The sequence below is a fragment of the Enterococcus sp. AZ163 genome (assembly GCF_050498925.1).
Taxonomy (GTDB): Bacteria; Bacillota; Bacilli; order Lactobacillales; family Enterococcaceae; genus Enterococcus_A; species Enterococcus_A ferrettii.
On record NZ_JBIPAO010000001.1, the window covers coordinates 2,641,901 to 2,662,337 of the forward strand.

General features: G+C 37.7%; 21 protein-coding genes. All 21 read left to right on the forward strand.

Features of this window, described 5'->3' with window-relative positions; genetic code table 11:
* The first annotated feature begins 131 nt into the window (after positions 1 to 131).
* The 21 genes from IGI46_RS12555 (at position 132) to IGI46_RS12655 (ending at position 20,423) form a co-directional block, all read left to right on the forward strand.
* Positions 132 to 674, forward strand: a complete 543-nt coding sequence (locus IGI46_RS12555) for a TetR/AcrR family transcriptional regulator (RefSeq protein ID WP_429963446.1) — start codon at positions 132 to 134, stop codon at positions 672 to 674.
* A 108-nt stretch (positions 675 to 782) separates the two neighbouring features.
* Complete coding sequence (locus tag IGI46_RS12560; RefSeq protein WP_429973533.1) at positions 783 to 1,526, forward strand: hypothetical protein; 744 nt, start codon at positions 783 to 785, stop codon at positions 1,524 to 1,526.
* A gap of 870 nt (positions 1,527 to 2,396) precedes the next feature.
* Entirely contained in the window at positions 2,397 to 2,699 is a 303-nt protein-coding gene (locus tag IGI46_RS12565) for a PTS sugar transporter subunit IIB (protein WP_429973534.1), read from the forward strand.
* 13 nt (positions 2,700 to 2,712) lie between these two features.
* Complete coding sequence (locus IGI46_RS12570) at positions 2,713 to 4,005, forward strand: PTS transporter subunit IIC (RefSeq protein WP_429963449.1); 1,293 nt, start codon at positions 2,713 to 2,715, stop codon at positions 4,003 to 4,005.
* A gap of 12 nt (positions 4,006 to 4,017) precedes the next feature.
* A complete protein-coding gene (gene dapA, locus IGI46_RS12575; RefSeq protein ID WP_429963450.1) occupies positions 4,018 to 4,905 on the forward strand; it encodes a 4-hydroxy-tetrahydrodipicolinate synthase in 888 nt (295 codons plus the stop codon).
* 18 nt (positions 4,906 to 4,923) lie between these two features.
* Positions 4,924 to 5,844: a phosphoglycerate dehydrogenase gene (locus IGI46_RS12580; RefSeq protein WP_429963451.1), complete on the forward strand. Its 921-nt coding sequence runs from the start codon at positions 4,924 to 4,926 to the stop codon at positions 5,842 to 5,844.
* 15 nt (positions 5,845 to 5,859) lie between these two features.
* Positions 5,860 to 6,504, forward strand: a complete 645-nt coding sequence (gene rpe / locus IGI46_RS12585) for a ribulose-phosphate 3-epimerase (protein WP_429963452.1) — start codon at positions 5,860 to 5,862, stop codon at positions 6,502 to 6,504.
* A 70-nt stretch (positions 6,505 to 6,574) separates the two neighbouring features.
* Complete coding sequence (locus IGI46_RS12590; RefSeq protein WP_429963453.1) at positions 6,575 to 7,009, forward strand: PTS sugar transporter subunit IIA; 435 nt, start codon at positions 6,575 to 6,577, stop codon at positions 7,007 to 7,009.
* Positions 7,010 to 7,047: 38 nt separating this feature from the next.
* Positions 7,048 to 9,081, forward strand: coding sequence for a BglG family transcription antiterminator (locus tag IGI46_RS12595; protein WP_429973535.1), 2,034 nt, complete (start codon positions 7,048 to 7,050; stop codon positions 9,079 to 9,081).
* Between the two features lie 12 nt (positions 9,082 to 9,093).
* Positions 9,094 to 9,747, forward strand: coding sequence for a fructose-6-phosphate aldolase (gene fsa / locus IGI46_RS12600; protein WP_429963455.1), 654 nt, complete (start codon positions 9,094 to 9,096; stop codon positions 9,745 to 9,747).
* A gap of 37 nt (positions 9,748 to 9,784) precedes the next feature.
* A complete protein-coding gene (locus IGI46_RS12605; protein ID WP_429963456.1) occupies positions 9,785 to 10,579 on the forward strand; it encodes a triose-phosphate isomerase family protein in 795 nt (264 codons plus the stop codon).
* A 180-nt stretch (positions 10,580 to 10,759) separates the two neighbouring features.
* A complete protein-coding gene (locus IGI46_RS12610) occupies positions 10,760 to 11,593 on the forward strand; it encodes a transketolase (protein ID WP_429963457.1) in 834 nt (277 codons plus the stop codon).
* Positions 11,577 to 12,503, forward strand: coding sequence for a transketolase family protein (locus tag IGI46_RS12615; RefSeq protein ID WP_429973536.1), 927 nt, complete (start codon positions 11,577 to 11,579; stop codon positions 12,501 to 12,503). The genes IGI46_RS12610 and IGI46_RS12615 overlap by 17 nt, the downstream gene beginning before the upstream one ends.
* 204 nt (positions 12,504 to 12,707) lie before the next feature.
* Positions 12,708 to 13,115, forward strand: coding sequence for a hypothetical protein (locus IGI46_RS12620; RefSeq protein WP_429963459.1), 408 nt, complete (start codon positions 12,708 to 12,710; stop codon positions 13,113 to 13,115).
* Entirely contained in the window at positions 13,112 to 14,146 is a 1,035-nt protein-coding gene (locus IGI46_RS12625; protein ID WP_429963460.1) for a S66 family peptidase, read from the forward strand. The genes IGI46_RS12620 and IGI46_RS12625 overlap by 4 nt, the downstream gene beginning before the upstream one ends.
* A gap of 307 nt (positions 14,147 to 14,453) precedes the next feature.
* A complete protein-coding gene (locus IGI46_RS12630; protein ID WP_429963461.1) occupies positions 14,454 to 16,958 on the forward strand; it encodes a sigma 54-interacting transcriptional regulator in 2,505 nt (834 codons plus the stop codon).
* Between the two features lie 156 nt (positions 16,959 to 17,114).
* A complete protein-coding gene (locus IGI46_RS12635; RefSeq protein WP_429963462.1) occupies positions 17,115 to 17,504 on the forward strand; it encodes a PTS sugar transporter subunit IIA in 390 nt (129 codons plus the stop codon).
* Positions 17,505 to 17,519: 15 nt separating this feature from the next.
* Positions 17,520 to 17,990, forward strand: a complete 471-nt coding sequence (locus tag IGI46_RS12640; protein WP_429963463.1) for a PTS system mannose/fructose/N-acetylgalactosamine-transporter subunit IIB — start codon at positions 17,520 to 17,522, stop codon at positions 17,988 to 17,990.
* On the forward strand, positions 17,987 to 18,832 hold the full coding sequence (locus IGI46_RS12645; protein ID WP_429963464.1) for a PTS sugar transporter subunit IIB: 846 nt from the start codon (positions 17,987 to 17,989) through the stop codon (positions 18,830 to 18,832). The genes IGI46_RS12640 and IGI46_RS12645 overlap by 4 nt, the downstream gene beginning before the upstream one ends.
* A gap of 12 nt (positions 18,833 to 18,844) precedes the next feature.
* Positions 18,845 to 19,597: a PTS mannose/fructose/sorbose/N-acetylgalactosamine transporter subunit IIC gene (locus tag IGI46_RS12650; RefSeq protein ID WP_429963465.1), complete on the forward strand. Its 753-nt coding sequence runs from the start codon at positions 18,845 to 18,847 to the stop codon at positions 19,595 to 19,597.
* A 1-nt stretch (position 19,598) separates the two neighbouring features.
* On the forward strand, positions 19,599 to 20,423 hold the full coding sequence (locus IGI46_RS12655; RefSeq protein WP_429973537.1) for a PTS system mannose/fructose/sorbose family transporter subunit IID: 825 nt from the start codon (positions 19,599 to 19,601) through the stop codon (positions 20,421 to 20,423).
* Positions 20,424 to 20,437: the final 14 nt, after the last annotated feature.

Below are 20,437 nucleotides of genomic sequence, written 5' to 3' on the forward strand. Positions count from 1 at the left end.
ATTCTAGAACTATGACACACTTGTGCCAGCTATCTAACTTAAGTATAATAAGCGAAAATTAGTTAATCAACAACCTGAGAATAATTGGCACACTTTTCATTTTTTGTGCCGTAAGGAAAAGGAGTATTGTGATGGAAATTGGAGAAACGAAAGAATGGATTGCGGAAGCAATAATTCGATTATTGAAAAGCAAATCTTATTCAGATATTACAATTGCAAATATTACGGATGAGGCTCGCTTAGGTAGAAGGACTTTTTATCGACACTTCAAGTCAAAAGATGAGGTTATTGAGTTAATTAGTTTGCGGTTAATAGATGATTTTACTGCAAATTTGTTGGAAAAACAGGCAGCATCACTAGCTGAAATGATGGAATGCTACTTTGAATTTTGGGAAGCCAACATCGATGTCTTTTTGCTGTTGAAAGAAGCCAGGCTTTTATACTGTATAGAAGAAAATATTGTTGATTTAGTGTTAAAGATTGCTTTGAAAGTAGGTCGTGTTCCTAATGACTTAGAAGCAGCTAAGCAAATAATTAATGATCATAAATATGAGTTCGCATATAAATTAGCTGGCTTTTGGAAGCTGACCATAGTGTGGAGTGAAGAAACACCAAGAAAATCACCAACTGAGATGAGTCGAATAATTACCGAGTTTATGAGAGTTGTTAGATAGCGCAGCATGTCCTTTTCTGATCACATTTATTGACAGTAGTACAACCTCAACGTTTATAATTAATGACAAACATAAAAAGTAAGGTGAGGAAAGAGGAGTTATAGTGTTATGGCAGTGTTAGAAGATAATTTATTGAATTTTTTGGTCATTCTAAGATTTATCTTTATCCATTTGGCTTCCAAATTTTTTTTATTTGAGGAGCTGAATGTGGAATTTATGATGTCTTTTGCGGCAGGAGTAGGTGTATCTTATGCAATCATACATTTGTTACCTCAATTAGCTTATTCCCAAGGAGTGTTGGTGAACGAATTTGGTTGGGATTCTGGAATTCGTTATACTCATGCGATTTATGCCATTGTATTGCTGGGACTTGTCGTTTCTTATATTGTGTACAAGTTAGATGAAAGAAACTTTAATATCGTGGAGAAGCGGGACCTTACCAGTGCGGAAGTTGCATATTTTTGGTCAGACATCTCATTCTACGCAGTGTACAATATCATGATTGGTTATCTGGTGATTGCCAATACTTTTTCAGAGCATTTTTATATCCTCATGTATTTCGTGGCCTTTGGTCTGCACTTTTTAATGAATGATTGGTCATTGAGTCATCATCATGGGAAAATGTACCATCAAAGAGGACGCTTCGTGCTCTCATTAAGCATTTTAATAGGAGCACTTCTTTCTCTGGTCATTCAGTTGCCCTATTATGTAGTAGTTTCCATTGAAGCTTTTATTACTGGTGCGATGTTAATGAATATTATCAAATTTGAGTTACCGGAGGGGAATCAAGGTAGTATCAAATCTTTCCTAATAGGTACGATCTGTTCAAGTGTACTATTTATCTTTGTTTAACAATCAGCTGATTTGATCTTTCGAATAGGCTTAGATTGTTCCTCTCCTTGTCTTTTTCCAGTTATTGGTATTACTAAATAAGTTGTCCAATCAATCAACTTATTTCAATAACCGTTTCGTTCTCTTAACATTTCTTAACTCTTTCAAAATATTTTACTTGTACAAAATTCGTCATAAGCAGTTTTTTACAGTACTAGCTAGTACTTAGGTTGATTATAGAGACCTACTTCATTTTCATACCTGTTGTCAACAAATAGACAAAGAAGGCTTTGGTGATGGGTTTAAAGAACATTAAGCAGAGCAATATACTACGAATAAGAGTATCATTTACATAGAAAATAGGCATGTCTCTAAAAATCTTTAGCAGATTTTAGAGACATGCCCATTTTATTCTACTTTAATAAGTGGGAGCGACATCTAACAGGTAAAGAGATTTTTATACTTTGTTGAGGGCTGCTGCTGGCGGCGCATTAAATAGACTGATCTTAGATCATTCTTTATCTATCAAAACGACATAGAGGCAGACGTCTTAAATTTAGGCATTTTGTTGAGATGGGTAATTTTTTCTGAAACTAGAAAAATATGGAACGATGTTTCTACTTACTAGTTTCATAACGAATCATTCTTTATTTGGTAGAGAAAAATAGTTTGTCTGATTTCGTTAGAATAAATTAGAATTGAGGAATCAATTTATAAAGAGGGCAAAGGATTTTTTAAATGGTTAAACGTCTAGTTGGCATCATAAGAGAAGAAATGAGTAGGATTAGCACAATCTTATTATGATAACGGTAACAAATTGCTATTTTCTTTTTAATTAAATTGGCTAAACTATAGATATAGCTAGCTAACAACTTGAAAGGATTGGTATAAATGACAAGAAAAATCAACATTCTTATCGCATGTGGGAGTGGAGTTGCCACATCAACTTTAGCCTCCCAAGCAGTGACAGAAATATGTAAGACGTATGAAGTTAACGCAACTATTGAGACATGCAGCATGAAAACAATTGAAGATTCATCTCAGAATGCAGATGTCGTCTTATCTACAAATAGGTATGAGAAGGATTTAGGAAAACCCTATATGAGCGTAACTCCTTTGATTACTGGAATTGGTACAGATAAGTTGAAAGAACAACTGGGAAATCTTCTGAAAGATGTGGCAAACAAAACATAAGGAGGCGTTGTAAATGGCACAACTGACACACATTATTCAATCTATTCTGGCTGTAGGAGCAGTAGCCCTATTGCCACTAATGATTTTGGCAATGGGATTAATTTTTAAAATGAAGTTTTTGCAGGCATTGAAATCAGGATTATTGGTTGGTATTGGGTTTCAGGGATTGAGATTAGTCGTGAATTTCTTAGTAGCAACCTTGGAACCGATTATTAACTTTTATGCGGCCGAGGAAGGCTCTGGTTTTACAATCGTTGACGTTGGATGGGAGACATTATCCGCAGCTGCGTGGGCGACGAAATTTGCTGGCTTGATTGTACCGCTAGGGTTATTGTTAAATTTCGTTCTAATCAGAACAAAATTTATAAAGACGTTGAATGTAGATATTTGGAATTATTGGCATCTCATTAAATCGGCTGCAGTCTTATCCTTTGTTCTTACTTTTGCAGGAATGTCAGGTAAGTCAAATTACGTGGTAAGTGTAATTTTTGGACTTTTCTTATCAGTACTTGTTTGTTTCGTGGGTGACAAAATCGCACCTGCATGGCAAAGTTACTTTGGATTGGAAGGGACTACCTGTACAACGATTCTTCAGTTGGGAACTACTTTACCTATTGCCGTAGCAATCAATTGGATCTTAGATAAAATTCCAGGGGTCAAAAAAGTTGATCTATCCTATGACACTATAAATGACAAACTTGGCGGGTTAAGTGATCCAACAATTATTGCTTGTATTTTGGGAGCATTTCTTTCCATTATTACCAGACAATCATTAACAGTAACGATTCAAGTCGCTGTTGGATTAGCGGCTGTTATTACACTGACACCGAGAATGGTTAAGATGTTTATGGAAGGGATCAGTCCTTTGAGTACCGCAGCGCGTGATTACATGATTAAAAGACTTGGAAATGATGCAGATTTTCACATTGGTGTAGATATTGCATTGGGTGTAGGTAACCAAACGGCTATTACTGTATCAGCATTAATGATTCCTATCAGTGTATTCCTAGCTTTTGCTTTACCATTTAATCACTTTTTCCCCTTAGCATTCTTTGGCTCTTCTTTAACCTATGCAATGGCAACCGTTACTTTAGTCTCTCGAGGCAATATCTTCCGCTCGCTTATTATCGGGACCGTTTATATGGTTTTCACTTATTTTGCTTTCAACTACACCGCCGCTTTATGTACACAATTCGTTGAAAGCTCTGGAGTACTAGCGATCCAGGACGGGGTTCAAGTAACAGCTGGTGGTATGAATAACTTTATAGAAGTTATTCTGGCATTTATACAAAATATGATTAAGTAAAGGAGCAATTAAATGATAGACGGATTAATTACCCCAATCGTTACCCCATTTAAGCGAAATCAAGCGCAGGAAATCAACTACTCGGCGACCAAAAAGCTGATTGATCACTTAATTGAAAAAGGTGTAGATGGTATTTTTGCACTTGGTAGTAATGGCGAATTTAATGTATTAACGAATCAAGAGAAGATTAAGTTTGTAGAAAGAGTAATAGAATATACCGATAAAAGAGTTCCGGTATATGCTGGAACTGGGACCTGTTCTACAGTAGAAACAATCTATCTTTCCAAAGAAATGGAAAAACTCGGAGTAGACGGAATATCGGTCATCTCACCTTATTTTGTCACACTAAATGAAAACGAATTAGTTGAACACTATAAAGCAGTCGCTGAAAGTGTAAATATTTCAGTGATTTTGTATAACATTCCAAGATTAACAGGCAATCCCTTAACACCTAGTATTGTTTCAAAGCTAGCTCCTATTGAGAATATCGTCTGTGTTAAGGATAGCAGCAGAGACATGGAAAACTTGAAGGCCTATGTTGAAATTGCAAATAAAAATAATATGACGGTTTTAGTCGGATCGGATTCGGTTATTTTAGAGGGGATGAAGGCAGGTGCTGACGGGGCGATTGCTGGATTAAGCAATTTGTTAACAACGAACCTTGTTAAACTTTACAGAGCTTCGAAGAACAAAGACTATGTAGAGGCAGAAAAATGGCAAACGTCCCTTCAAACCTTGAGTAAAGTAAATAGAGCAGGAACAATGCCCTCCGTATTGAAACGTTCAGTTGAACTTGCAGATATTGCACGAGTTGGAGCTGGAAGACTACCTGTTCAAGAGCCAAGTACTGAACTGGATCAGGAAATTAAAGAGATGTTAGTGCATTATGAATTACTGTAAAGGTAAGTGGGTGAGAGAATGGGAAAAGTATTAGTTACTTCAAATAGTTTTGGTAAATTTAGCAAAGAGCCAATCGAATGGCTTGAAAAAGAAGGAATGGAAGTTTGTCTTAATTCTTATGGAAGACAAATGGAAGAACAAGAATTGATTCAGGCACTTACTGATGTTGAAGCATTGATCTTGAGTACGGAAAAAATTACTAAAAATGTCTTAGATAATTGTCCCAAACTAAAAGTCATCTCCAGATATGGCGTTGGACTAGACAACGTTGATTTGGATTATTGCAGAAATAAAGGAGTAATTGTATCCGTTACCAGTGGTGCTAATAGCAATGCTGTTGCGGAATATACGGTCACTTCCATGTTAGCTGCCTTGAAAGGTCTATGCTACTCCGCCAATGAGGCCAAAAAAGGGCAATGGACAAAATTAATGGGATTAGATCTAGCAGAAAAAACGGTCGGGGTTATAGGATTAGGGGCTATCGGTAAAACAGTCATCCAACGACTTTCAGGATTTGATTTAAATATTCTTGGGTTCGATCAATATTACGATGAAGAATTTTGTGAAAAGTTTCAAGTAAAAAAAGCCTCGCTAAATGAGATTTTCGAGACTGCTGACGTTATAACTTTTCATATCCCATCTAATTCAACGACGCCTATACTAAGCAGAGACAATTTTGAGAAACTAAAAAAGGATGTCGTTATTATCAATACGGCTCGAGCTAGTCTAATTGATTATGAGGCTTTATACGATTACTTGAAATGTGGAAAAGTATTTGCGGCAGCTCTAGATGTTCATAGTGACGAACCAACCTTTGATAAGAAACTAATGGAGTTAGACAATGTGATTTTAACACCACACAATGGGGCCTTAAGCAAAGAAGCAATCAATAGGACCTCGATGGCAGCAGTAAAAAACCTATTAAAAGCACTGAAATAAGAGGAGGGTTAATTTATGTTAGTAGCACCATCAATATTAAGCGCTGATTTTAGAGACTTGAAGAGCCAATTAGAAGAAGTAGAAGCAGGCGGCGCAGATTGGATCCATTTTGATGTTTTCGATGGAAATTTTGTAAAAAATATCTCTTTTGGGGTAGATGTATTAAAAGCTGTAAAAAAAGTTTCAAATCTGTTAATCGACGTTCATTTAGTCATCACTGATCCTGAATATTTTGTAGATGTCTTCATGGATGCAGGAGCGGATAGTATTACTTTCCACTTAGACTCAATGAATGATGTCGATCGTTCAATGGCGCTGGTAAAAAAAATCAAGGCGAGAGGAAAACAGGTTGGAGTCACCATCAGTCCCGAAATAGATACCGCAGATTACTTACCTTTTCTTCCTTATGTGGACATTGCTTTAGTAATGTCAATAGTCCCAGGCTTTGGCGGACAACCCTTTCAAGATTCGGCCCTTGAAAAAATAGCTTGGTTGAAAAACCAAAGACTGGAACATGGATATAGCTACATTATACAGGTTGATGGAGGAATTAACCAGACTACTGGAATGTTGTGTAAAGAGGCAGGAGCAGATTGTTTAGTGGCAGGAAGTTTTGTTTTTGGTGACAACATGGCGAAGGCTATTCAGTCGTTGAAGTAAGCGAATTGAAAGTAAAGGTGGTAGTTGTATTATCACCTTTACTTAATTAAAATGATGGAAGTGAGTGCACATGAAAATTCTATTAATCAATGAAGAAGTAGAAAATTGGCAAGATGCAATTAGAAAAACATCAAAAAAACTTTATGATGAAGGTTTTGTAAACGATGAGTTTGGCAATCAATGCATTGAAAGAGAAAAAAAATATCCTACCGGGCTAAATACGTTAGCCCCCATCGCAATTCCCCACACGGATTCTGATTTTGTTCATGAGTCTGCCATTTGCTTATTAAAACCAAGAAACAAAGTAAGCTTTGTTAGCATGGAAGATTCATCGACCAAAATAGAAGTAAACTACATTCTTAACTTAGCAATTAAGGATAATAAACAACAAGTACCAGTATTATCAAAAGTAATTGGTCTATTCAATGATACTGACTTGATTAATCATGTTAACGAAAAAGGATCTACGGTTTTGAAAGCGATCATTGAAAAGGAATTTAATTAATCTTGCCAATTCATCAATAACGATTGGGGACAAAAATAATGGATAATAGGAAAAGCGGTCTAATTGATGAACTCAAAAAAAATAAAATTGTTGATGTCGATTTGTTTTTAAAAGAAAACGACATTAGTTTCAGAACGTTGCAAAATGATGTCTTATTTATAAATGAGGAACTGCAATCTGACGTTGTTGAGTTAGACAAATCGTTTATTGTAGTGAAAAATTGGTCCCTTTTTTTTAGCCAATTAGAGCAAAATAATGAACAAACGGATGCCTTCCTTTACAAAATGAGCAAAGAAGAACGACAGATATTTGAAATTCTCTTCATATTAAGCAGCCCGAATTATGTAACCGGCAATGAACTTGCAAAAAAACTTTTTGTCAGCAGAAACACTATAACAAATGATTTGAAGCAGTTGAGAAAAGACTTACAAAATGAACAGCTTGAATTAAAATCAAAAACAAATAAAGGGTATAAAATTATTGGGGAAGAGAAGGTAGTCCGTAAGCTGGTTTATGTTCAGCTGATGGAAACATCGGTAGCTTTCAATGAGAAATTCAGAGAAATCATTTCCTCTATCTTCAAATTCACGGAAAATTCCCTAACAGAACTAAAATCAAAATTGATTGTCTTCTTCGATAAAAACCACATTGTGCTGAAAGATGATATGTTTTGGGCATTCATACTGTGTGTTCTTTTTAAGAAAGAGAGGATGACCGCAGGACAAATACTTTCTGATGAGCCATTAGAAAGCAATGAAGATCAAGTATTCATGAAAGCTTTCTTTGATGAAATTTATCAAACAAAGAAATGGTTGACTAACGGTGAGATGAACGATTTGAATGGGATGTTTAAATGGTTAAGCTCGGATAATGGATTTGAAATGAAAAATCACTATTACGTAGAAGATCAAATAAAAATATCCTCATTCGTTTGGGAAGTCTGCAAGGATTTAGATATCCTAGACGAAATTGAATACGAAAACTATGAGGTCTTATGCTCACACATTATTTCGACCGTTGAAAATATAAAAAAAGGAAACATTTCGCAAAAAAATCCGATTAGTGAAGAATTAAAGGCACTATATCCAGATATCTTTGAGGTAGTCAATCATCATATAGAGACGATTGAAAATATTGTGAGCAGAAGAATCAATGAAAATGATATTACCTACATTGTCATGCACATGGCTGTTATTGTGGAAAATCACGATAATTTCGACAGGAAACTTCGGGTAGCTTTGGTTTGTCCAAACGGTCGATGTGTTTCGATGTTTTTAAAGAATAGGTTATTGAATTATTTTAATGTGGAAATAAAAGATACGATCCCTGCCTATAAGCTGGACGCGCAACAAGGAATTGATTTGGTCATTTCCACAATTCCAATTGAGAAAAGCAAGTATCCGGTGGTTGTTGTGAACCAAATGCTTTTATCGAGCGATATGCAAAAAATCCGCAAATGTATGCGGCAAATAAATAAAAAGACAAATAAGGCTTTATTTCATCGTAACATTGAAAATTATGTAGAAGGGTACCAGCAGCTTATTAGCAATAATGCCAAATTAGAAGGTTTGGAAGAGCTAAATCGGCAATATAGTAACATGAAGGGGCCTTTTTTCTTTGATCAGCTTAAGAATGATCAAATGATGCTTGATGTTGAGACGAAGACCTGGCAAGAAGCCGTTAGAAAATCGGGAGAATTGCTAAAAGATAAAGGCTATATCAATCAAAACTATATTGACAATATGATTGATATTGTTGAAGAAAACGGACCGTACATACTATTCATGCCTGGATTTGCAATCGCTCATGCTTCACCCGAAGATGGGGCGAATGAATCGGGTGTCAGTATGTTGAGAATGAAAAAAAGTCTCTCATTCCAAGGCAGCGAAATTAAAATCAAATTTATCGTTTGTCTAAGCATTCCCGATAAGGATAGTCATGTTTTTTTACTGTATCAAATATATAAGTGTCTTACCAACAAAGAGCTATTTAACGACTTAGTAAATTGTAAAACTACAGAAGAAATCACCGATGTTTTAAAGGTATATGAGTTCTCACAAAAAAATAGATAGGAGTTTTATCATATGAAATTTTTCTTAGATACAGCGAACATTGAGGAGATCAAAAGAATTAATGATTTAGGACTAGTCGATGGTGTAACAACAAATCCTACAATCATTGCTCGTGAGGGAAAGGACTTTGAAACTGTGATCAAAGAGATTTGCAGTGTAGTCTCAGGTCCAGTTAGTGCGGAAGTTATTGCTTTAGATTCTGAAGGCATGGTTAAAGAGGCCCGGGACATTGCCGGTTGGGCTGAAAATGTTGTTGTAAAAATTCCAATGACAGAAGATGGCTTGAGGGCAGCGAACCAATTATCTAAAGAAGGAATCAAAACGAATGTGACCTTAATTTTTTCTGTGGCACAAGGATTAATGGCAGCTAAAGCAGGAGCTACGTATATTAGTCCATTCTTAGGCAGGCTTGAAGACATTTCGGGTGAAGGTCTTCAATTGATCAATGACTTGAGAAAAGTGCTTGATTTATATGGCTATCAAAGTGAAATCATTTCGGCAAGCGTTCGAAATATTCAACATGTGGAGAAGGCGGCTTTGGCTGGCTCTCATATTGCAACCATCCCAGGAACGCTATTCCCTAAGCTGTGGAGTCATCCATTAACGGATTCTGGTATTGAGGGTTTTATTAAGGATTGGGAAAAGTTTGAACAACAAACGAACTGATTGGTGAATCATTAGTGACTATTGGAGGTGTTTTAAATTGGAAGAAAGACAACCAATTGTAGTAATGAGCTGGGCAATGAGGCAAAATAGAAAAAAAGAAGCCCAAGAATTTGCAGCTAAACTTGTTCAATTAGTTGGAGAAGATCAAGGTGTTGAAAAAGTTCTATTCCCTTCTATGGGTATGATTACTTCAGTAGCAGAAATTACTAAATATTCAGTTATTAAATTAGGAGCTCAAAATATTGCCCCTGAAGCATACGGTATGTTCTCTGGAGAGTACTCGATTGATTCGCTTATTGATGAAGCTGGGGAGTATGTGGAATTAGGTCATTGGGAACGAAGAAGCATTTTTAAAGAAAGTGATGAATTGATTAACAAAAAAGTCTTATTGACATTAGATAAAGGATTGAAACTGGTAATTTGCGTTGGCGAAGAAAGTAAGACAGAGAATTATAATTTACTCAAAAGCAAATTATACCGACAGCTTTTTAATGATCTTTTTGAAGTAGATAAATCTCAAGCCCCAAAAATTGTCGTTGCCTATACTCCTATGTGGACTGTAGGGAAAACAAAAGCTGCCAATGTCCCACACATTCACAAGATAGCGAGTCTGATACGAGATATTTTACAGGATCTTTTCGGAGATGCAGCAGCACAAAAAGTGAGAATTATTTATGGTGGTTCTGTTAGTCCTGAAAATACCAAGCTTATTGTGCAAAATAATGAAATCGACGGCGTTTTTGTTGGTCGTTTTGGCAGCGACCCCCAAAGGTACGAAGAAGTAGTAAAAATTGTAGAAGAGAATCACCAAAAATGTCTAAGTTTTAAGTGAGTGTATTTGGGGATTAGCGATGCGTAGTTTCCCGCACTGATTCCAGATTATTTCGGTAATTATTCAATCTCATTTTAAATGTAATTAAAGCAATTTATGGGTGATTAAAAAAATATACAAGATCGAATTTATTGTCTGAATAAATAGAAACACTTTGTTAGCTAGAATGGAGGCGTTTGTATGAAAAGTGAGAAACTAAATGAAATTGCAACTTCTGCTCGAATCGATATCATCCAAATGATTACTGAAGCAAAATCTGGACATCCTGGAGGATCTTTGTCAATTATTGATGTATTAACGGTGCTTTATTATGAAAAGATGACGATTGATCCGAACCAGCCAGCTATGGAAAATCGTGATCGTTGCGTGTTATCTAAAGGTCATGCGGCACCCGCGCTGTATACGACTTTGGTAAATACAGGATTTTTCCCCAAAAAAGAATTAAGTAAATTACGGAAAACAGGAGAGATGCTGCAAGGGCATCCTGACATCAAAACAACACCTGGAGTAGATGCTTCTACTGGTTCGTTAGGACAGGGACTGAGCATTGCCAATGGTATGGCTTTGGTAGCAAAAATGAAACAAGACGATCATACAATTTATACACTCATTGGTGATGGTGAATTGCAAGAAGGCCAGATTTGGGAAGCCGCAATGAGCTCTGCTCATTACAATCTGGACAACGTGATAGCAATAATCGATCACAATGGGTTGCAAATTGATGGAACCAATGATGAAGTAATGAAGGTTAGGTCAATCAAGGAAAAATTTCAATCATTTAATTGGAAGGTGCTTGAGATTGACGGTCACGATTTTGATCAGATTTCCAAGAGCATTGATCAGGCCAAAGCAGTCAAAAATCAACCAACCGCTATTATTGCGAAGACGGTCAAAGGAAAAGGAGTCTCCTTCATGGAAAATAATGGGGGATGGCATGGTGCTGCGCCCAGTGCAGAAGAATGTGAAAAAGCTGTAAAAGAACTGAGGGGTGAACAAAATGAATTTAGCCACTAGAGAGGCCTTTGGAAGTGCGTTAGTAGAATTAAAGTCAAATGAAGAGGTGGTTGTTTTAGATGCAGATTTGTCCCATGCAACAAAGTCAATCATGTTTTCTAAAGAATGTCCAGATCGATTCTTTAACGCAGGCATATCTGAGGCTGACATGATGGGGATGGCCTCAGGACTGGCATTAAGCGGGAAAATTCCATTTGCTTGTACCTTTGCGGTGTTTGCAACCGGAAGAGCATTTGATCAAATTAGAAATTCTATTTGTTATCCCAATGTAAATGTCAAAGTTGTAGGAACACACGCGGGCATTAGTGTTGGTGAAGATGGAGGCACTCATCAGTCAATTGAAGACATTGCACTTATGCGCAGTTTACCCAACATGACGGTCATTCATCCCTGCGATGATGTCGAAGCCAGACAAGCAGTTTTGGCTGCTGCTGAACATGATGGCCCTGTCTATTTGAGACTAAGTCGAGTTGCAACCCCAACCCTCCACTCAGAGGATTACAAATTTGAAATTGGAAAAGGGGAAGTAATCACAGAAGGTAAAGAAGCTGCAATTGTAAGTACTGGCTTAATGGTAGCAAAAGCAAAAGAAGCTGCAGAAATATTGTCAAAACAAGGCATTAACGTAAAAGTGATCAACTTGCCGACAATTAAGCCGTTGGATCAGTCATTGTTACTTGAAACAGCCAATGAAGTAGACTATTTTGTGACAGTGGAAGAGCATACTGTGATTGGTGGACTTGGCAGCGCAGTGAGTGAACTGCTTTCTCAAAATAATCCTAAAAAGATGAGCATGATCGGAATTCAAGATAGCTTTGGTAAATCAGGAAATCCTGACGAACTTTTTGAAATCTACGGACTGACTGTGGAAAATATTGTTGAATCAACCAAAAAACTGCTAGGGAAATAGGTCGTATTATAGTTAGAATGAACGTCACATGCTCGCAATTATCGAAGCATGTGGCGTTCTTTTTAACCGAAAAGGAACACTCGGTGAATCTTATAAACGATAGTTTGCTCACTTTTAGATTTCGTTCAGCACATGAGTTTGAATAAACAGCAGAAAGAATTTTGGCGTATAATAGAATCAAACGAATAAAGAGGGAAGAGTGCGATGATGCCAAAAGTAGTTATTTCAGGAAGTATAGATTTTCAAACTGAATACAGGGAGCTGATCCGCCGCTTTGAATCTAAAGACTGTGAAGTTATCGATTACCCAAAACTAAGTAATAACTTGACCGAAGAATATCCAATCATTCTTTCCGATTATTTCAGAAATATCGAAGCAGCAGATATATTTTACTTATTGAACAAAGAAAAGAATGGAATAATCGGCTATATTGGTGCTGCCAGCTTCTCAGAGCTTGCTTATGCGGTCAGTCAAAATCTGATCCATGACAAACAGATCAATATTATTCTGGCAAAAAAGCCTTCTGAAAGTGTTCCCTGTTTCCCTGAGGTGGAATTATGGCTTCAGTACGAATGGCTGACAATTGATAGTGGAAAAGGAGGAAAAAATTGATTAAACCAAAAAGACTCTCACAAGGAGATACGATTGCACTCATTTCATTATCTGCTGGACTAGCTGGTGAAGCCCAGCTAGATTATCGCTGGAAACAGGCAAAACGACGACTAGAGAACTTAGGATACCAAGTGGTTTTGACGCCTAATGCCTTACAACAGTCAGATTATCTGCATGATCATCCCGAAAAACGAGCAGAAGATCTAATGGAGGCACTTCAGGACCCCAGTATAGATGCGCTTATTTGTATGATTGGTGGTAATGACACGATTCGCTTGCTGCCGTATATCGATTTCGACATTATTCGTAAGTATCCGAAGCTCTTCATTGGATATTCGGATACCACCATCAATCATTTTATGTTTCATCATGCTGGTGTTGCTTCTATTTATGGACCTTGTGCTTTGGTTGAATTCGCTGAAAATATTGAAATGCATGACTATACCTTGAACTACTTCTTGGATTTAGTTTCAAAAGATAACTTTCCATTATCAATTGAAAGTAGTCCTGAATGGACCAGTGAATTTTTAGACTGGTTCGAGCCTGCTAATCAATCTGTCAAGCGAAAAATGATAGCAGAAGTTCGCGGTCACGAATTCTTACAAGGAACACAAAAAGTCATAGGTCAGCTTCTTGGCGGCTGTCTGGACACTTTCCCTATGATGATAGGAACAAAAATTTGGCCGCAGACAAGAGATTGGCAGGGAAAAGTCCTTTTTCTGGAAACTTCAGAGATGCAGCTTGATCCTGAGATGTTCACAATTCTATTAAGGGGGCTGGCAGCTCAAGGGATTTTCAATCAGATTTCTGGAGTGTTAGTAGCTAAGCCTATGGGAGAGCTTTATTATCATGAGTATAAAGATGCATTACTCCAAGTGATCCAAAAAGAATGTGGGTTGTCTGATCTGCCAATCGTTTATAATCTAAACTTCGGGCATAATGCACCGATTATCAGTTTACCAATTGGTTGTGAAGTCAAAATTGATTGTCCTGCTCAAAAAATCATAGTGGTTGAGGGTCCCGTAATTTAGCAGTACTGCAGTCATCCGCAAATACAAGACTTAACATGATTCTTCTAAATAGCTCTGTCTAATTACTCCAAAAATCTGTTGATGAGGCTTTTTTTAGAGCTTCTGTTATAAGATGCAATCTCCCGATCTGTCACCTAATCTATCAATTAATTTACCCATATTCAAACGGAAAAGAATTCAAACAAGTCGCAGCTCTTATTTTATCTCCCACTTGATAAACCCCTTTTCGGATAATATACTTGGTGAAAGAATATAGGAATAAACGATTTGGGGAAGTCGTAAAAATGAGAATAGGGTGGTGACTTTAATGAAAAGAATGGATCTTGTGCATCAGCAATTAATCGATGCTTCACGTAAGCAGCTGGCTCTATTTGGAATAGAAATCAAAGGGAGTACATCAACTGAGATTGCGGACGAATTAGGCTTAGATCGAGCAAATGTCAGTAAAGATTTGAATCGCTTAGTAGCTGAACAAAGGGTTATCAAAATAAATAGAAGACCCGTATTGTTTATTGATAAGCAAACGCTAGAAGATCATTATCATTTTAAGATTGAGGATAGTTCATTTTCATCTTTAGAGCAGCTGCAAAAAATTCTATTTAAGGAAAAACGGACACAGGATTCGGGCTTTTTCGACTTAGTTGGTGAAACTGGTTCATTGAGAGAAGCAGTAAAGAAAGCCCAAGCAGCAATTTTATATCCGGTAAATGGATTAACTACTTTGATTACTGGAGAAACTGGAGTAGGAAAATCTTTATTTGCCGAAAAAATGTATCTGTATGCGTTGAATGAGGGGAAAGTTCCTGAGAAGGCACCGTTCATTACCTTTAACTGTGCGGATTTCGCTGATAATCAACAATTACTGTTATCTCATCTTTTTGGTCATAAAAAAGGCTCTTTCACAGGGGCAGCAGAAGACACCAAAGGTCTAGTTGAAGCAGCGAACAATGGCTTTCTATTTCTGGATGAAGTGCATCGCTTGAGTGCCAAAGGACAAGAAATGTTGTTTTATTTAATGGACAAAGGTATTTATCGAAAATTAGGAGAAGTTGAGAACGATTATGAGACGAATGTTCGTCTGATTATGGCTACTACTGAGCAGCCTTCTGAGGTGATGCTGAACACCTTTTTAAGACGTATACCTGTTCATATTCATTTACCTCCGTTGTATCAAAGAAGCTGGGAAGAGAAGATGGCCTTCATTACACGCTTTGCTGGTGAAGAAAGTCGCAGAATCAGTCGCGATATTCGAATCACTCAGGAAGTGCTGAGTTTATTATTAAATTATCAGTTTGAGGGAAATATCGGACAATTGAAAAGTGATTTTCAGTTCTCCTGTGCCAATGCCTTTGTTGATACTATAAAAAATGGGTCCAGTGAGGTATCGATTGAAATTCGTCATCTACCCATGAATATAGCTCAGCACTTAGATGGCATTGAGGATCAACGAAGCCTTGCATATAATTTGCCAGAGAGTTTACTGTTCAAGAAAGAGAAACACACACAGCCTTTTGCCTTCGAGAAAAATGAACAGGAAGTCTACCAGCGAATTAAAGAGAATTTTTTATTAATGAATAAAGCGAACAGCGTAGCTGCTTATGAGGATGAAGCACAGGCGGTAATTTCCGAATACACGGGAAAAATGATGAAAAAAGTGAATCAAGAAATCCTGAGTAAAGATGCAGTAGTAAAAAACATGTTTATTGACGGCGACATTTTGGACTCAGTGAAGCAAGCTCTAGCTAGCTTTGTAGATCAAGAGAATTTGGAGCTTTATTGTAAAATAATTGCTTATCATCTAACGATTGTTTGGAAAAATGCCTCGACAACCCTTGAAGAGGAGGATATAGAAGACCTTCTAGAGCAGCCAGGAGAAATTTCCATGGCGACCAAGCAAATCGTTTATCAAACGAAAAATGGTTTAGAACTTTCCTTAACGGAGTTGGATATTAAAATCGTTGATCGGCTATTGAAGCAGTTGATTCAATATTCTGACCGGCCGCATATCTCTTTATTAGTGGTTATGCATGGGGAGAACACCGCTTCTAGTATTGCAGACACGGTGAATTCACTTTTAGGCATTACCAGTGTGAAGGCGATCGATATGAGACTGGAGGAAAAAGTCCAAGACGCCTACGAGCGAACAAAAGAAATGGTTCGTGAATTAGACAATGGACTTGGGGTACTGATCATGGCCGATATGGGGTCAATTAAATCCTTCGAGCAAAAGTTAAACGATGAGCTAGGAATGAGCGTTCGTGTTATAGACATGGCAAGTACACCGCTAATTCTGGAAGCAGCCAAGTTATCCCTTAGCCGTAAGCTGTCATTAGAAGAGTTGGTTCAATCACTACTTTCGATCATGTCACGACACTGGCAAACGATACAAGAAAGCTTTGAACCTACGGATGATTTCCGTTATTTCGAAACAATGATGATTCAACGTATGAAAAAAATACTCGTTTTCTTGGACAGCAAAAAAGTATTCTTGCTTTTCAAATCGGTTTTGGAGGTAATTGCTGCGGATCTAAAAATTGAGATTACGGATGAATTTCTATTGAAGTTTATCTTCCATAATGGCTGCATGATTGAAAAGGTTCTTGTTGACTCAAGTGTCCAAGAAATACCTGAGGCCAATTATCAAGCGACTTCCTCCTTAATTAAGCTGCTTGAAAAGCACTACTCGATTGTAAATGAATTTTTCGGAATTGAGGTCCCCAAAAAGGAATTAATCAATGTTGCGGATATCTTTGTTTACGAATTTCCAGAACAATTATTTTTGTATGACCCAGTAAATCAATTGAGTGAGTAAGAGCGTATAAAATCAACCCACAATACAACCCACTAAACTTTCAGTAGCTAAATTGAAAGTTTAGTGGGTTGTTTGTGCTGATCAAAGCCGTTAGCCACAAGGAAAAGAAAAGTTGGCATACAACTTGCTTTTAAAAGAGTAAGAGGAGGGGATGTCATGATAGGGATTCTCTTAGTAACCCACGGAGAATTTGGAGAAGAAATAAAAAGGAGTGCCGAACTGATTATTGGTCCCATTTCCAATTGCCAGACTATTTCTCTAAACAGAGATGACAGCATTTCAAATTTGAAGGACGAGGTAGAGAACGCTTTGGAGAGTCTGAATCAAGGCGAAGGCGTCATCGTATTAGTGGATTTGGTTGGAGGCTCACCGTTTAATGTTTGCTCGGTAACCTTAAAACAAAGACGGAATTTCAAGCTGCTGTCCGGTTTAAATTTATCCATGATAGTGGAGGGTGCAATGATGCGGGAATCAATGGGATTAGACGAGCTAACACAGCATTGCAAACAAACAGGAATCAATAGTGTGGTTGAAGTCAATCCATAGAAAAGAGTGGAATAGATGCCATTTATTCGTTGTGATGACCGACTTGTTCACGGTCAAGTCCTATTCAAATGGACAAATGAAAAGAACATCGAAAAAATTATTGTAGTAGATACCAGCACAGCTTCTGATTTGATCGAAAAGCAGATGATCCTGATGTCAAAACCCAAAAATTGTGAAATTGAAATTCTGCGGAGTACGGAGATGGATCGTATTTCTCAAGAGACGCAGGAAGCCTTGATGATTCTCTTTAAGGACATCCAAACTGCTTGCTCATTTATCGCGAATCGATCAATTGATCGCTTGAATATCGGTAGAATGGCTTCTGGTATTGGAAAAATTAAATTATTCAACAATCTCTTTTTAACGCGCAAAGAAATCTCTGATCTCCAACAGCTAATTGATAAAGAAGTCTACGTATATTATCAAATGGTCCCAGATGAACAAGCCATAGATTTAAAAAAAATAATTGAGGAGCTCCGATTATGAAAACAATCGTATTGCTGACACACGGAACTTGGGGGAGCTGTTTGATTGCGGATGTCAAAGCACATTTTGGAACGAAGGACGAACTGCTGCATTATTCACTTAATGCCGATATGGATCATGAACAGCTTTTGAAACAAATGAAGCAAGAGCTTGCTGGCAAAGCAGAGCTGATTATTATCAGTGATTTGCACGGCAGCACTACGTATAAAATCTCTATCCGCTTAGGTCTAGATTTAGGCGGAAAAGTATACACGGATTTATCACTGCGTTTGTTGCTTGATTTAATGAGTGATTGTAGTAAAGACTACGAAAATATAATCGAAACATTCAACCAATTTCAAATGGAGGAATCAACTATGGAAGAAATTAAATTCGCTCGCGTGGATCACCGCCTGATTCATGGACAGGTCATTACCAAATGGATGAAATTAGTCAATGCAAACAAGATCGTGATCGTTGATGATACGTTAGGAAAAGATCCATTTATGGCAGATATATACGCCATGGCAGCTCCAGAAGGTGTAAAAGTAGAAATTATTGATACGCAAGAAATCGTTAAACGACTAACCAATGGAGAATATGCCAACGATCAGCTGTTTTTATTGTTCAAAAATATTTCTTCAGTAAACAAAGCTGTCAACAATGGATTAATACTGAAACAACTCCAATTAGGTGGTGTTCCCTATGAGCAAGGACGGACAAAGGTCATCTCAGCAGTATCACTACTAAAAGAGGAGGTCGATTTCCTAGAAGAACTGACAAACAGCGGAACAGAAGTAGTTGCTCAGATTGTACCAGAGGAAGCTGCGATGGCGTTTGATGAAATAAAGAATAAATTTTAGGGGGAGATTTCTATGCAATCTACAGTAATGTTAGCTCTTTTCACCGCTTTATGGTATTGGATAGCAGCCAGTATCGCCGGGTACACACTTTATCCAATTCTTAAATCACCGACGTTTATTGGTTTTGCACTAGGACTTTTTTGGGGAGATGTTACTACAGGGCTAATAACAGGAGCTGGAATTGAAGTAATCTATCTAGGAATGGTCGCTGCTGGTGGGAATATCCCATCAGACAAATCATTAGCCGCTTTAATCGCCATTCCAATTGTCCTTCAAACGGGAGTTTCTACCGAGGTGGCCGTAAGTATCGCGGTACCGATGGGAATCATCGGCGTCTTCATCAACAATATCCGACGTACTGGGAATGCTTTTCTGGTTCATAAAGCCGATGATTATGCAGAAGCTGGGAACATTAAGGGTGTTTGGCGCTGTGCAACGACCTACTCACTTATTTTTGGTTTCTTCCTAAGATTTCCAATCATTTTTCTAGTGAATTTTTATGGGTCAGATTTAGTAGATAAAATTTTAAAGGTTATCCCGGAATGGGTAATGAATGGTTTAACGGTAATGGGTGGCGTGCTGCCGGCGTTAGGATTTGCGACAACTATTTTTATGATTGGTAAAAAGCAATATATTCCACTGTTCATCGCAGGTTTCTTCTTGGTTAAATATTTTGAACTTCCAATCATGGGAGCTGCTATTTTTGGAACGTGTTTGGCATTAATGATGACTATCGGCAGTAATGTTGGAACGGAGGGCGCATAAAATGGAAAATACTGAAGAAAAAAAAGGATTGCTAACAAAGAAGGATGTAACTAAGACCTATCTAAGATGGTGGTGGACAGCAGAACTGTCTAACAGCTTCGAGCGGATGCAGGCTTTAGCAGTAGGGGCCTCTTTTGCACCAGTATTGAAAAAGCTTTATCCAGAAGAAGAGGACTTGAAGGCAGCACTGAAACGGCATCTTGGATTTTTCAACACCCAAGCTATCTGGGGAGGATTGATTCACGGCAGCGTTTTGGCGATGGAGGAACAAAAGGCTCAGGGGGAACGGATCCCTGATGAAGTAATTACCGATTTCAAAACGGGATTGATGGGTCCGATGGCAGGTATTGGCGATGCAATTGATGCAGGAACATTTTTAGCAATTTTTTCAGCACTGGGAGCCTCCTTTGCAGCAGAAGGGAACGTGATTGGTGCATTCTTTATAGTTTTCTGGTGCATTATCAACTTCTTTGAAGGGTATTTCTTCTTTCACTATGGCTACAAACTTGGCCGGGGATCGATTGTAAAAGTTTTACAAGGTGGTTTGGTCAACAGCATTATTAAAGGCGGAAGCATTTTAGGAATGTTTATGATGGGCGCCTTATCAGCAGCAATGGTCTCCCTTTCCACAACTGTCTCGCTGAATATTTCCGGCAAGGAGATCAGCCTGCAGGAGACACTGGACAAAATTGCGCCAGGATTGTTGCCTTTAGTATTAGTATTCTTTGTTTATTGGGGAATGACCGCCAAGAAATGGAATGCTTCAAAGCTTTTGTGGATCTTAATTATCTTCAGTTTAGTAGGGTCACTTATTCGATTATTCTAGAAGGGGCGTGTGAC